This window comes from Novilysobacter erysipheiresistens, assembly GCF_036663935.1.
Taxonomy (GTDB): domain Bacteria; phylum Pseudomonadota; class Gammaproteobacteria; order Xanthomonadales; family Xanthomonadaceae; genus Novilysobacter; species Novilysobacter erysipheiresistens.
On the sequence record NZ_JAXGFP010000001.1, the window covers coordinates 526,419 to 540,524 of the forward strand.

8 protein-coding genes and 1 pseudogene are annotated in these 14,106 nt (G+C 69.5%); 5 read left to right on the plus strand and 4 right to left on the minus strand.

The window, feature by feature from the left end:
• Positions 1 to 19: 19 nt before the first annotated feature.
• The gene (locus SNE34_RS02650; protein WP_332614422.1) at positions 20 to 685 is read right to left on the minus strand and encodes a response regulator transcription factor; all 666 of its coding nucleotides are present in this window, start codon (positions 683 to 685) and stop codon (positions 20 to 22) included.
• Positions 686 to 803: 118 nt separating this feature from the next.
• Between SNE34_RS02650 and SNE34_RS02655 the strand changes: the two genes are divergently transcribed.
• Positions 804 to 2,615 (plus strand): 3-hydroxybutyrate oligomer hydrolase family protein, encoded by a 1,812-nt coding sequence (locus SNE34_RS02655; RefSeq protein WP_332614425.1) that lies wholly within the window; start codon positions 804 to 806, stop codon positions 2,613 to 2,615.
• Between the two features lie 260 nt (positions 2,616 to 2,875).
• On the opposite strand, the gene SNE34_RS02660 is transcribed toward SNE34_RS02655, so the two are convergent.
• The 3 genes and pseudogenes from SNE34_RS02660 to SNE34_RS02670 form a co-directional block, all read right to left on the minus strand.
• Complete coding sequence (locus SNE34_RS02660) at positions 2,876 to 4,489, minus strand: pseudouridine synthase (protein ID WP_332614427.1); 1,614 nt, start codon at positions 4,487 to 4,489, stop codon at positions 2,876 to 2,878.
• 314 nt (positions 4,490 to 4,803) lie between these two features.
• Positions 4,804 to 5,349: pseudogene (scpB, locus tag SNE34_RS02665) on the minus strand (SMC-Scp complex subunit ScpB); the annotation flags it as partial.
• A gap of 21 nt (positions 5,350 to 5,370) precedes the next feature.
• Complete coding sequence (locus tag SNE34_RS02670; RefSeq protein ID WP_425604440.1) at positions 5,371 to 6,225, minus strand: segregation and condensation protein A; 855 nt, start codon at positions 6,223 to 6,225, stop codon at positions 5,371 to 5,373.
• A 533-nt stretch (positions 6,226 to 6,758) separates the two neighbouring features.
• On the opposite strand from SNE34_RS02670, the gene SNE34_RS02675 reads away from it, so the two are divergent.
• From SNE34_RS02675 to ligA, 4 genes are all read left to right on the plus strand, one after another.
• Entirely contained in the window at positions 6,759 to 7,058 is a 300-nt protein-coding gene (locus SNE34_RS02675; protein WP_332614431.1) for a YciI family protein, read from the plus strand.
• A 180-nt stretch (positions 7,059 to 7,238) separates the two neighbouring features.
• On the plus strand, positions 7,239 to 10,742 hold the full coding sequence (gene smc, locus SNE34_RS02680) for a chromosome segregation protein SMC (RefSeq protein ID WP_332614433.1): 3,504 nt from the start codon (positions 7,239 to 7,241) through the stop codon (positions 10,740 to 10,742).
• Between the two features lie 34 nt (positions 10,743 to 10,776).
• Complete coding sequence (gene zipA / locus SNE34_RS02685; RefSeq protein ID WP_332614435.1) at positions 10,777 to 11,532, plus strand: cell division protein ZipA; 756 nt, start codon at positions 10,777 to 10,779, stop codon at positions 11,530 to 11,532.
• Positions 11,533 to 11,666: 134 nt separating this feature from the next.
• On the plus strand, positions 11,667 to 14,063 hold the full coding sequence (gene ligA, locus SNE34_RS02690; protein ID WP_332614437.1) for an NAD-dependent DNA ligase LigA: 2,397 nt from the start codon (positions 11,667 to 11,669) through the stop codon (positions 14,061 to 14,063).
• Positions 14,064 to 14,106: the final 43 nt, after the last annotated feature.

Consider the following 14,106-nt stretch of genomic DNA (forward strand, 5'->3'; position numbering starts at 1 on the left):
TCGATCGGCGACGGCTACCTCAGCCCTCGATCCGCCGCGACGGATCGCTCAACTCCAGCTCGCGCAGCACCACGCCGGCCTGGGTCCGGTTACGCACTCCCAGCCGCTCGAAGATGGCCGACAGGTGCGCCTTGACCGTGCGTTCCTGCACGTCCAGGCGATCGGCGATCTGCTTGTTCAACAATCCCTCGGCGACGAAGGTCAGCACCCGGAACTGCTGCGGCGACAGACTCGCCAGCCGCGCGGCAAGTTCGGCATCGCTGCTGGAGCTTTGGGTACGCGCAACGGAGGCGCGCAGGATCGGCGGCAGCCACTGCTCGCAGGCCAGCACCGCGCGGATCGCGTCGCGCAGTTCGTCGAGTCCGGAGCTTTTCGGCAGGTAACCGGCGGCGCCATGGTCGAGCGCGCGGCGTACCACCCGCGGGTCGTCGTTGGCCGACACCACCACCACTGCCACGCCCGGGTACTGCGCGCGGATCGCGGCGAGGCCGGCGAGGCCGTGATTGCCGGGCATGTGCAGGTCGAGCAGGACCAGGTCGATGTCGGCCCCGGATTCCAGCACCGCCAGCACGCCGTCGAGCGATTCGGCCTCGTGCACCACCAGGTCGGCCACGGCTTCGGCCGCCGCGCCGCGCAGGGCGGCCCGGAACAGCGGATGGTCGTCGGCGATCAGGAGCGCGGGCATTGAAGGGCGGCAGGTCGGACTGGCGCCCAGACTAGCAAGCGCTGCCGCGGCCAGCGTGGTACGAAGGTACGATGGCGCGGCCCCGGCGGATTGCTAAGGTCGCGGCATGAAAATGCCCATGCTCAATCTGTCCGTGGTCGGTGCCGTTGCCCTGCTCGCCGGTTGCGTGACTTCCGCTCCCAACAGCGACCCAGCCCGCGACATGACTTCCGGCCCGAACCTGGTTTCAGCCATCGCGGTCACCGAACATCGGGGCCAGGACGACTTGCTGACTGCCGGCCTCGGCCTCGATGGCCTGCGTGCAATGACACCACCCGGATTTGCCGATCCCGCGGCGCCGGCGCCGGCCGAACTACGTCGCCGCGCTGTCTGGAGCAACTGGCGCGGCATCGCCGACCTCGCGCCGGGCGGTGGCTATGGCGAGTTGTACGGCAGCGTCGCGGACGTTCCGGGACGCGAGTACCAGGCGTTCGCCAAGGTGCCGGGCGCCAGCCAACCGCATCGCGTACTGGTGCAGGTGCCTGACAATTTCGATCAGGAGGCGCGCTGCATCGTGGTGGCGCCGGCCTCGGGCTCGCGCGGCGTACTTGGTGCGATCGCGGTCGCCGGGCCGTGGGCGCTGCCAAAGGGCTGCGCGGTGGCGTACACCGACAAGGGCGCTGGCAACGACTATTTCGACCTCGACGCCGGTTTGGGCGTGCGCCTCGACGGCACCGTCGCGGCGCCAGGCGCGGACGAGCCGCTGGCATTCGTGCCGGAGCCGACGGCCGGCAGGGGGATCGCGGTCAAGCACGCGCACTCACGCGACAATCCCGAGGCCGACTGGGGCCGGCACGTGAAGCAGGCTGCCGAGTTCGCATTGCAGGTGCTGGACGAAGCATTCCCGGATGCGGCGCCATTCGCGTTCGACAACACCACGGTGATCGCGGTCGGCGTCTCCAACGGCGGCGGCGCGGTGCTGCGCGCCGCAGAACTCGACGCGGCCGGGGAGGGCTGGCTCGACGCGGTAGTTGCCGCCGAGCCCAACGTGCAGGTCGCCGGCGCGCGCCCGTTGTACGACTACACCACGGAGGCCGCGCTGCTGATGCCGTGCGCGTTGCCGGCGCTGGGCATCCCGCCGATGCCGGCCGCCGCCGCCCACTGCGCTAAGTTGGCCGAAGGCGGGCTGGTCACGGGCTCGACCCTCGAAGAGCAGCAGCGATCCGCCTACGACACCCTGCACGCAAACGGCTGGACCGACGAAGCCTTGCGCGCAGGTTCGATCAGCGTCGCTTTCGACCTGTGGCGCGCGGTCGCAGTCACCTACGCGTCCGCCTACGGTCGTTACGGCGAAGGCGAGCATCCTTGCGGATATTCGTTCTCCGCGCAGGACAAGGACGGCGCGCCGCGGGCTGCGACCGCCGTCGAGCGCGTGGCATGGTCGGCTGATGGCGGTGGCATTCCGCCGGGCGCCGGTGTCGGCATCATCGCGCCGGCCGCTGACGCGAATGCGCCGCTAGGCGAGCTGCAGTGTCTGCGCGCGTTGTGGGACGGCGAGGGTGCCGATGCCGAGCGGGTCCGTGCCGGGATCGCCGAGATCCGCGCCGACCTGCCGCGCGAGGACCTGCCGATCATGGTGATCCATGGTCTCGACGACGGCCTGATCCCGCCGGCCTTCAGCAGCGCGCCGTATGTGGCCGCCGCGCAGGCCGCCGGTCGCGACGTGCGCTATTGGCAGGTGCGCAACGCCCAGCACTTCGACGCCTTCCTCGGCCTGCCGGCGTACGGCGCGCAGTACGTGCCGCTGCTGCCGTATGTCTACGAAGCACTGGACCGGACCTGGGCGCATCTGCGCGACGGCACGCCGTTACCGGCTGATACCGTGATCGAGACGACTTCGCGCGGTGCAGGCAAGGCGCTAGACGCGAGCCACCTGGCCATGCCGCGCTAAACGGCGCTTCTGTAGGAGCGGCTTTAGCCGCGATCTGGAATCGGTGCGGGCGAACGATTCCACGATCGCGGCTAAAGCCGCTCCTACAAAAGCCCGGAGTCGCCGAGAGCTTTCGTCGCGACATTGCGCTCGGATACAAAAAGGGCGCCCGAAGGCGCCCTTTCCGATACGTCNGGAGTCGCCGAGAGCTTTCGTCGCGACATTGCGCTCGGATACAAAAAGGGCGCCCGAAGGCGCCCTTTCCGATACGTCAGTCGGAATCAACCGCCGCCGCGCGGGCCGCGGTTGCCACCGCCGGGCTTGCCGCCCCGTGGTGCGCCGTGACGCGGACCGCCGGGCTTGCTGCCACCCGGACGCGGGCCGCCGGGACTGCCGCCGGGCCGGCCGCCGGGCTTGCCGCCCGGACGCGCGCCACGCGGCTTGTCGCCGTACGGATTGAAGCCGCCAGGATTGGCGTGGTCGGACGGGAAGCTCGGCGCGTTGCCGGGATGGCCATAGGGGCGGGGGGTGCGCTGGCCTTGTCCTTGCCCCTGGCCCGCGCCGCCGCTACCGCCAGGGCCGCGTTCGCTGCGGCCCTGGTAGCCACCGCCCGCACCGCCGCCCGGACGGGCACCGCCGGGTCGTGCGCTGCCCGGGCGTCCACCACCGGGCTTGCCGTACGGCTTCTTCGGGCCACGGCCATCGGCGTTGCGATGCCCGCTCGGACCGGTCTCGACGCCCTCGGGCACATACCAGGTACGGAACGCGGCCGGGTTGCCGTCCGGCAGGGCACGCGGACCCTTGTCCTTGCGCTGCTTGAACGGCTTCTGCGACTGCTTGGCCGCGGTCTCGCCGCTGACGGTCAGGCCGCCGTGACGGTTCGGGCCGCCACGGCCACGGCCGCCGCGGTCTTCGCGGACATTGTCGAAACGACGCAGCTCACGGCCTTCGTCGGCGGTGGTGACATGGCCGCCGACATAGCCGGGGCCGGCGCTGCGACCGCTGAGGTTGATCGTCGACTTGCTCGCCTTGCGCTGGCCGATGACCGGCTGCAGGGTCAGCGCCGACGGCGTGCCGTCCTCGAGGCCGAGGTCGGCGCGCAGCTTCTCGACCTTGTCGGCCGGCAGTTCCTGCGATTGCCCGCGCATCAGCTCGCGCGGCAGCGAGACGTCGCCGTAGCTGATCCGCTTGAGTCGGCTGACCTGGCAGCCCTGCGACTCCCACAGGCGCCGCACTTCGCGGTTGCGGCCTTCCTTGACGACCACGCGGAACCAGTCGTGCGAGTCGCTGCCGCCGATGCGCTCGATGTCGTCGAACTTGGCCGGGCCGTCGTCGAGGGCGACGCCACGCTTGAGGCGGTCGGGGATGTTGTCGGGCACGCGGTCCTGGCCTTCCGGCGCGCGCACGCGGCAGACGTATTCGCGCTCCACCTCGAACGACGGGTGCATCAGCGCGTTGGCGAGCTCACCGTCGGTGGTCAGCAGCAGCAGGCCGGTGGTGTTGATGTCGAGGCGGCCGATCGCGATCCAGCGCGCACCCTTGAGCGCGGGCAGGGCCTCGAAGATGGTCGGCCGGCCCTCGGGGTCCTCGCGGGTGGTCACTTCGCCTTCGGGCTTGTTGTACATCAGCACGCGCGAGGGCTCGACCAGCGCGCTGGCGACGAAGTGGCGACCGTCGAGTTCGATCTTGTCGCCGCTGCCGATGCTCTGGCCGACCTGCGCGACTTCGCCGTTGACCTTGACCAGGCCGTCGGCGATGCGCTGCTCGAGCGCGCGGCGCGAGCCGAGCCCGGCTTGCGCCAATACCTTGTGAAGTCGTTCCTCCAGCCGCGGGGCGCCGGTGCCGGCGTCGCTGCCGCGCTTGAGGGACAACTTGTTGCGTGTTTCTTCAGTCATTTCAATTGCTCCGACGAGGCCAGTTCGGCGTCGTCATCCTGGGGTTGCTCGTCCACGGCCGGGGATTCGACCTCGTGGGATTGGGGGGCGGATTCGTCCGCTTCGTCCGCGCTTGGGTTCGGCGCGGCGTCGGTTGGGGTGTCGCTGTCGTCGTAGTCATCGGCAGCGGTGTCGTCGCTTGCCGGTTCGCTTTCGGCGTCGATGCGGTCATCGACGTCGGTATTGATTTCGGCGTCGGCGAACTCCGCTTCGCCCTCGTTGCCGATACCGCCGGCGTCGATCGTCTTCGGCGCGTCCTTCTCGCCATCGAACTGGAATTGCGGCTCCAACTCGCCGATGTCCTTCAATTCCGAGAGCGGCGGCAGCTCGTCCAGCCGCTTCAGGCCGAAGTAGTCGAGGAACACCTTGGTGGTGCCGAACAGCGCCGGCTTGCCGGGCACGTCGCGGTGGCCGACGACGCGGATCCACTCGCGCTCTTCCAGCGCGCGGATGATGTTGCTGCTGACCGCCACGCCGCGGACCTGCTCGATCTCGCCGCGGGTGATCGGCTGGCGGTAGGCGATCAGCGCCAGCGTCTCCAGCGTCGCCCGGGTGTAGCGGGTCTGGCGCTCGGTCCACAGCCGGGCGACCCAACGGTGGACGTCGGCCTTGACCTGGTAGCGGAAGCCGGAGGCCAGCTCGACCAGCTCGACGCCGCGTTCGGCGCAGTCGGCCTGCAGGGTTTCCAGCGCCTGGCCGACGCTGCCGGCGGGTGCCGGCTCGTCCTCGGGGAACAGCCCGTTGAGCTGCGCCAGCGTCAGCGGCTGGTTGGCCGCGAGCAGGGCGGCCTCGATGATGCGGGTGATCAGGGTCTGGTCCATGCAGTTCGTTTGGTTGGCGACTCAGGCGTCGTCGTTGGCGGCATCGTCGAACTCGCTGCTGAGCTTGAGTTCCGACGGGTCGGTGTTGAGCGCGAGCGACTTGACGTAGATCGGTGCCAGCGCGGTGCTGCTGGCGTCCTTGGGTTGTTCCTGCACGATCTCGATCAGCTGCTCCTTGGCCAGGGTCAGCAGGCCGAGGAAGGTGACCACCACGCCCTGCTTGCCTTCGCGCGGTTCGAACAGGCTCTCGAAGCGGTGGAACGCGCCGTCCTCCAGTCGCGACAGCAATTCGCCCATGCGCTGGCGGACGCTGAGGGCGTCGCGCTTGATCGCGTGCTGGGTGTACAGCTCGGCGCGCTTGAACACGTCGTGCAGGGCCAGCAGCATCTCGCGCAGGTCGACCTCGGGCGGCAGCTTGATCGAAGCCCGGTCCGGCACGAACGCCTGCGCCGGGCTGGTGTCGCGATCCTGCCGGGGCAGGGCGTCGATGTCTTCGGCGGCCTTCTGGAAGCGCTCGTACTCCTGCAGCCGGCGCACCAGCTCGGCGCGGGGGTCCTCTTCCTCGCCTTCCTCGTTGACCGCGCGCGGCAACAGCATGCGCGATTTGATCTCGGCGAGGATCGCGGCCATCACCAGGTATTCGGCGGCCAGCTCGAAGCGCATCTCGTGCATCGCCTGGATGTAGTCGACGTACTGGCGGGTGATCTCGGCCACCGGGATGTCGAGGATTTCGAGGTTCTGCCGGCGGATCAGGTACAGCAGCAGGTCGAGCGGGCCTTCGAACGCGTCGAGGATGACCTCCAGCGCGTCCGGCGGGATGTACAGGTCCTGCGGGATCTGCAGCACCGGCTGGCCGTGGACCATCGCCAGCGGCATTTCCGCCTGCTGCGGCCGGGCCGGCGGCGGGGTCGCGCCCGTCGCTTCGGCACCGGCCGCAGCCGGGGGAGTCCGGCTGTCATCGGTCGCGTTGTCGTCGGTCACGTTGTCGTCGGTCGCGTCGGGCGCGGGATCGTTGGTCATGCGGGGCCGGCCCCTCCGGGCCGTGACGCAAACAGTGAAGCTCGGGTCATGCAGGGGCATGCGGGGGCATGCGTCCGGTTCGGACAACGCAGCGGTGCACTCGAACGGCCCGGGCAAGCGCGCCGCGTCGGGGACGTGGCGGCGAATGGCGTTGAGATTCGTCGAGTGCGGGCCGTGGTGGGCAGCAGACCGTGTTGGGGCACGGGCATCGCGATGGCGTGGGCCTTTGTCGCGAAGGGCCTCTGCTTCCGGCCTCGATATTGGCATCTAGGGTACGGGCTGGCGAAACCGCTGTCCAGCGGGCGGTTCGGCCGGGTTCACCCTTGGCTGCCGCTACAATCGGCGAGCCCCGACCGGGGCTACTGGCAATCGATCGAGGAAACCGGCGCATGTGGTACGTGATTGAGGGATACGACGACGACAACGTGCTGGCCCGGCGCCTGGCCGCGAGGCCGGAACATCTGGCGCGGCTGACCGCGCTGGCCGAAGCCGGCCGCCTGCTGCTGGCGGGTCCGTGCCCGGCGATCGATGCGCCCGACCCGGGGCCGGCGGGTTTCAGTGGCAGCCTGGTGGTGGCCGAGTTCGAGTCGCTGGAGGCCGCACGCACCTGGGCCGATGCCGATCCGTACGTCGCCGCCGGCGTCTATGCCCGCACCGAGGTGCGGCCGTTCAAGCGGGTGCTGCCGTGACCCACGCAGCCTCACCGCATGGCGCGCGCCTGGCCATCACGCGGGCCGCTATACTCGCGTAGGCTCTTTGTGTTATCGCCGTCTTTCATCCATAGAAATCAATGGGATAGACTGCAAACTTAATCCATTCAAGAATCAACGCGCATGCCGTCCGCGGCATGCCAGAGGCTCCCGCGACGCATGCGTCTGTCCACGATCAAGCTGTCCGGTTTCAAATCCTTCGTCGACCCGACCACCCTGCACCTGCCGAGCAACATGACCGGCGTGGTCGGGCCGAACGGCTGCGGCAAGTCCAACATCATCGACGCGGTGCGCTGGGTGATGGGCGAGTCCTCGGCCAGCCGCCTGCGCGGCGATTCGCTGACCGACGTGATCTTCGCCGGCTCCTCGGCGCGCAAGCCGGTGTCGCAGGCGACGGTCGAGCTGATCTTCGACAACGCCGACCACACCATCACCGGCGAGTACGGCGCGTTCGACGAGATCTCGGTCAAGCGCCTGGTCAGCCGCGACGGCGCCAGCCAGTACTACCTCAACGGCAGCAAGTGCCGCCGCCGCGACATCACCGACCTGTTCCTCGGTACCGGCCTGGGGCCGCGCAGCTACTCGATCATCGAGCAGGGCATGATCAGCCAGATCATCGAGGCCCGACCCGAGGACTTGCGCGTCTACCTGGAGGAGGCTGCCGGCATCTCCAAGTACAAGGAGCGCCGCAAGGAGACCGAGACCCGGATCCGCCATACCCGCGAGAACCTCGACCGCCTGAGCGACCTGCGCGAGGAGGTCGGCAAGCAGCTCGAACACCTCAAGCGCCAGGCCCGCCAGGCCGAGCAGTACCAGGCGATCCAGGCCGAGCGCCGGATCAAGGACGCCGAGTGGAAGGCGCTGGAGCACCGCGCGCTGGACCAGAAGCTGCAGGCCCAGCGCGAGAAGCTCGCGCAGCAGGAAACCCGCCTGCAGCAATTGATCGCCGAACAGCGCGAGGCCGAACGCGAGATCGAGACTGGCCGGGTCAAGCGTGAAGAGGCCGCCGAGGCGCTCAACAAGGCGCAGGCCGAGAGCTACGAGGTCGGCGGCGCGCTGGCCCGGATCGAGCAGCAGATCCAGCACCAGCGCGAGATGTCCACCCGCCTGCAGAAGGCCCGCGACGAGGCCCAGGCTGCACTGGCCGAGATCGCCCAGCACATCGGCTCCGACCAGTCGCGACTGGACGTGCTGACCACCGCGATCGAGAACGACGAACCGCGCCTGGAACAGCTGCAGGCCGAGGACGAGGCCCGCCAGGACGCCCTGCGCGACGCCGAAGCGGCGCTGGCCAGCTGGCAGCAGCGCTGGGACGAGCACAGCCGCGCGCAGTCCGAGGCCGCCCGCGCCGCCGATGTCGAACGCACCCGGATCGAGCACCTCGACCGCCAGGCGCTCGATGCCGACCGCCGCCGCGAGACGCTGACTGGCGAACGCACCGGGCTCGACCTGACCGCACTGGCCGAGGCCTTCGCCGGCATCGAGGAGCAGCACGAGACCCGCAAGCTCTCGCTCGACAGCCTCACCGAGACGCTGGAAACTCGCAAAAGCGACGTCGGCGGCCTGCAGGAGCAGCAGCGCGGGATGCAGTCGGAACTGGCCGAGGTCCGCAAGCAGGCACAGGCCGCACGTGGCCGGTTGTCATCGCTGGAGACCCTGCAACACGCCGCGCTCGGGCAGGAGCAGGGCGCCGCGCTGGACTGGTTGAAGGCACGCGGGCTGGATTCGGCGACGCGCGTGGGTGAGAAGCTCGTCGTCGAGGACGGCTGGGAGAACGCGGTCGAAAACGCGCTCGGCCAGCTGATCGAGGGCGTGCTGGTCGAGGCGCCGGAAACCCTGGTCGATGCGATCGGCGAGCTCGGCGACGGCCGGCTGGCGCTGGTCGCGGCGCAGAACGACTCGGTCGATTTCGCCCCGACCTCGTTGGCATCGAAGGTGCGCGGGCCGCTGGCGATCCGCCGGATCCTGTCGAAGCTGCATGCCGCCGAAGACCTGCAGGCGGCGCGCGCGCTGCTGCCTAGCCTCGGCGATGGCGAATCGGTCATCACTCGCAATGGCGAGCGCCTCGGCGCCGGCTGGGTGCGGGTGCTGCGCTCGGGCGCGGCCAAGCAGGGCGCGCTGCTACGCGAGCGCGAGATCAACGCGCTGCGCGAGGAAATCGAGACCCTGCAAGCGCGCGAGCAGGAACTCGAATCCGGCCTGACCCAGATGCGCGACCGCCTGCTTGCCGCCGAGCAGCAGCGCGAGGACGCCCAGCGCACGCTGTACATGACCCACCGCAGCGTCTCCGAACTGGCCGGCCAGTTGCAGAGCCAGCAGGGCCGGCTGGACTCGGCGCGCGGGCGGATCGAGAAGATCGAAGCCGAACTGGCGCAGCTGTCGGAATCGCTCGACACCGCCCGCGAGCAAAGCCGCGAAGCGCGCAGCCGCCAGGAAGAAGCGGTCATGCGGATGACCGAACTGGAAGACACCAGGCAGGAGCTCGACGCCGAACGTCGGCGCCTGACCGAGGCCCGCGACCAGGCCCGCACCATGGCCCGCGAGTCGCGCGACACCGCCCACTCGCTGGCGCTGACGCTGGAATCGCAGCGCGCGCAGATCGCCTCGCTGACCCAGGCGCTCGACCGCATGGGTGGCCAGCGTGGCCAGCTCGACACCCGCCTCGGCGAGTTCGCCGCGCAGTTGGCCGACGGCGACGCGCCAGTCGTGCAACTGGAAGAACAACGCCAGGTCGCGCTCGAACAGCGCGTCCAGTCCGAACAGAAACTCACCGCCGCGCGCACCGCGCTCGACGGCATCGACAACGATCTGCGCCGCTTCGAGCAGACCCGCCAGCAGCGCGACGAGCAGGCCCTGCAGCAGCGCGAGGCGATCGGCCAGCGCCGGCTCGACCAGCAGGCGCTGGTGCTCAAGGCCGAGACCCTCAGCGCGGCGGTGGTCGAGGCCGGCTTCGTGCTCGATGACGTGGTCAACACCCTGACCGAGGACATGCAGCCGCAGGCCTGGGAGCGCACCGTCAACGAGCTCGACGCCAAGTTGCGACGACTCGAACCGGTCAACCTCGCCGCGATCGCCGAGCATGCCGAGGCCGCGCAACGCGCCGAGTACCTCGACGCCCAGAACACCGACCTGACCAGCGCCTTGGAAACGCTCGAGGACGCGATCCGCAAGATCGACCGCGAGACCCGCGGCCGCTTCAAGGACACCTTCGACCGGGTCAACTCCGGCGTGCAGCAGCTGTACCCGCGACTGTTCGGCGGCGGGCACGCCTACCTCGAACTCACCGGTGACGACCTGCTCGACACCGGCGTCGCGATCATGGCGCGCCCGCCCGGCAAGCGCGTGTCCAACATCTCGCTGCTGTCGGGCGGCGAGAAGGCGATGACCGCGGTCGCGCTGGTGTTCGCGATCTTCCAGCTCAACCCCGCGCCGTTCTGCCTGCTCGACGAGGTCGACGCGCCGCTCGACGAAGCCAACGTGGGCCGGCTCGCGGCGATGGTCAGCGAGATGAGCGAACAGGTACAGTTCCTGTTCGTGACCCACAACAAGGCGACCATGGAAGTGGCGCAACAGTTGTCGGGCGTGACCATGCGCGAGCCGGGCGTCAGCCGCCTGGTCTCGGTCGACCTGGCCGAGGCGACCCGCCTGGCCGGCGCGGCCTAGTTCCTCGGCCTAGTTCCCAATCTAAGGAGTAAGCATGTCCGACGTGACCCTGCTGCGGATCGGAATCCTGATTGCCGGACTGATCCTGATCGCCGCGATCGTGTTCTTCGGCCGCCCGCGCAAGCCGGGGCAGGGCAAGCGCGTCGCGCGCGAGGATCGCGCCGACGGCGAGCGCCGCGAACCGACCCTGGGCGAGCAACTGGAAAGCGAGCTGGACGGCGACGGTGTCGTGGCCGGCGAGTCCACCACCCAGGCCGAACTGGACCTGCTCGACCGCACCCTCGATCCCGCCGCAACCGCGCCGTCGACCAGCGAATTGGGCCGCCGGGTCAGCGAGGATTTCGACAAGATCGTGACCATCTACCTCGCCGCCCGCGCCGGGGAGAAGCTGCATGGCCCCGACATCGTGGTCGCCGCCGAGAAGGCCGGCCTGGTCTATGGCTACATGGGCGTGTTCCACCGGCTGGTCGAGCACCATCCCGAGCGCGGCCCGGTGTTCAGCGTGGCCAACATCCTGAAGCCGGGCAACTTCGACATGGCCGACATCCAGTCGCTGCAGACCCCGGCGATCGCGTTCTTCCTGACCCTGCCGGCGCCGGTGCCCGCGCTCGATGCCTGGGAAACCATGCTGCCGACCGCCGAACGCATGGCCGAACTGCTCGGCGGCATCGTACTCGACGAGCAGCGCGAGATACTCGGCCGCCAGCGCATCGGCCAGATCCGCGACGACCTGCGCGCCTATGACCGCCAGCGCGAAGCGCCGCCGTTGAGCAAGCCGACGCGCTGGTAAGCGTCGTACCTGCTTCTGTAGGAGCGGCTTCAGCCGCGATCTGAAACCGTCCGCCGCGCGCCGACTCACGATCGCGGCTGAAGCCGCTCCTATAAAAGCCCGATCTTTCTTGGTTTTAACCGGGCAGGCCAACCGTGACCGCCAACCCAGCCACCCGCATCGCCGACCTGCGCCGCCAGCTCGACGACGCCAATTACCGCTACCACGTGCTCGACGACGCGTTGATCCCCGACGCCGAGTACGACCGCCTGCTGCGTGAGCTCGATGTGCTGGAGGCCGCGCATCCGGAACTGGCCAGCCCTGATTCGCCGACCCAGCGCGTGGGCGCCGCGCCATCGGGCGCGTTCGCCCCGGTGCGCCACGCGATCCCGATGCTGTCGCTGGGCAACGCCTTCAGCGACGATGAAGTTGCCGACTTCGTCCGCCGGATCGAGCAGAAGCTCGGTGTCGAAGCCCCGACGTTCTCGGTCGAACCCAAGCTCGACGGCCTCGCCATCAGCCTGCGCTACGAGCACGGCCGCTTCGTCCAGGGCGCGACCCGCGGCGACGGCGCCACCGGCGAGGACGTCACCGCCAACCTGCGTACGGTCAAGGCAATCCCGCTGCGCTTGCGCGGCGGGACAAACGAGCGTGGTCCGCTGACACTGCGCGGCGAAGGCTGGCCCGAGGTGCTGGAAGTGCGCGGCGAAGTCTACATGCCGCTCGCCGGCTTCAAGCGCTACAACGAGCGCATGCTGGCCGAAGGCGGCAAGGTGCTGGCCAATCCACGCAATGGCGCCGCCGGTTCGCTGCGCCAGCTCGACCCGCGCCTCACCGCGCAAAGGCCGCTGGCGTTCTATGCGTATGCGATCGGCCTGGTCGAAGGCGGCGAGCTGCCCGACAGCCATTCCGAAACGCTGAAGCAACTGCGCAACTGGGGCCTGCCGGTCAGCGCCGAGAGCGACGTCGTCACCGGCGTCGACGGCCTGCTCGGTTACTACCGCCGCATCGGCGAGCGTCGCGACCGCCTGCCGTTCGACATCGACGGCGTGGTCTACAAGCTCGACGACTTCGACGCGCAACGCGAGATGGGCTTCGTCTCGCGCGCCCCGCGCTGGGCGATCGCGCACAAGTTCCCGGCGCAGGAACAGACCACCGTGGTCGAGTCGATCGAGGTCAACGTCGGCCGCACCGGCGCGGTCACGCCCTGGGTGCTGATGCAGCCGGTGCACGTCGGCGGCGTCACCGTGACCCGCGCGACCCTGCACAACGCCGACCAGGTCGCGCGGCTGGACGTGCGCGTCGGCGACACCGTGGTCGTGCGTCGCGCCGGCGACGTGATCCCGGAAGTGGTGCGGGTATTGCCCGACCAGCGCCGCCCCGATGCGCCCGAATGGCGGATGCCGGAAGCCTGCCCCGTCTGCGGATCGGAGATCGTGCGCGAGGAAGGCGCGGTGGTCTGGCGCTGCTCGGGCGAACTCACCTGCGCCTCGCAACGCAAGGAGGCGATGGGCCATTTCGCCTCGCGCCGGGCAATGGATATCGACGGGCTCGGCGAGCGCTTCATCGCGGCCCTGTCCGACCTGGACTATGTGCAGTCGGTCGCCGACCTGTACCGGCTCACGCTCGACGACCTGCTGGAAATGAAGCAGCGGGCCGACGAGCGCGACGGCACCACGCCGGAGACCGTCAAGGCCGGCAAGGTCGCCACGCGCTGGGCGGAGAACCTGATCGAGGCGATCGACCGCAGCCGCAACACCACGCTGGAGCGCTTCCTGTACGCGCTCGGGATCGAGCACGTCGGCGAAAGCACGGCGAAGGCATTGGCGGCATGGTTCGGCGACCTTGAACTGATCCGCCACCTGCCGTGGCCACTGTTCAAACGGGTGCCCGACATCGGCGGCGAAGTCGCCCGCGCGATCGGGCACTTCCTCGACCAGCCCGGCAACCAGCAGGTGATCGACGACCTGCTGGCGCGCGAGGTGAGCATCACCGACACCCACCCGCCATCCCCGAAGCTGCGCGAGAGCCTCGGCTTGGCGACGTTGCTGGTCGACCTGGAAATCCCCAGGCTCACCCGGATCCGGGCCGAACAGTTGGCGGCGGCGTTCCCGAGCCCCGACCCGCAGGACGCGACGGCCGGCGTGCGCGCGGCCCAGCAGCACAACCTGCTCACGGCCGGCTTGCCGGCCGAGACCGCGACGGCATTCGCCACTTGGCTGGAGGACGCGGACAACGCCAACCTGCTGGCCGAATCGGGCAGGGCGCTTGCACGGCTGGACGCGATCGTTCCGTCGATGGACACCGCCCCCTCCGGTCCGCTCGACGGCCAGACCGTCGTGCTCACCGGCACCCTGTCGGCGATGACCCGCGACGAAGCCAAGACGCGGCTTGAGGCGCTTGGCGCGAAGGCGGCCGGCAGCGTGTCGAAGAAGACCAGCTTCGTCGTCGCCGGCGAGGCGGCCGGCTCCAAGCTGGCGAAAGCCGAGGAACTCGGCGTCGAGGTGTGGGGCGAGGCCAGGCTGCTCGATTTCCTCGGCCAGCACGAATGACCGGCACCACCCCATGTAGGAACGACGTGAGTCGCGACCCACT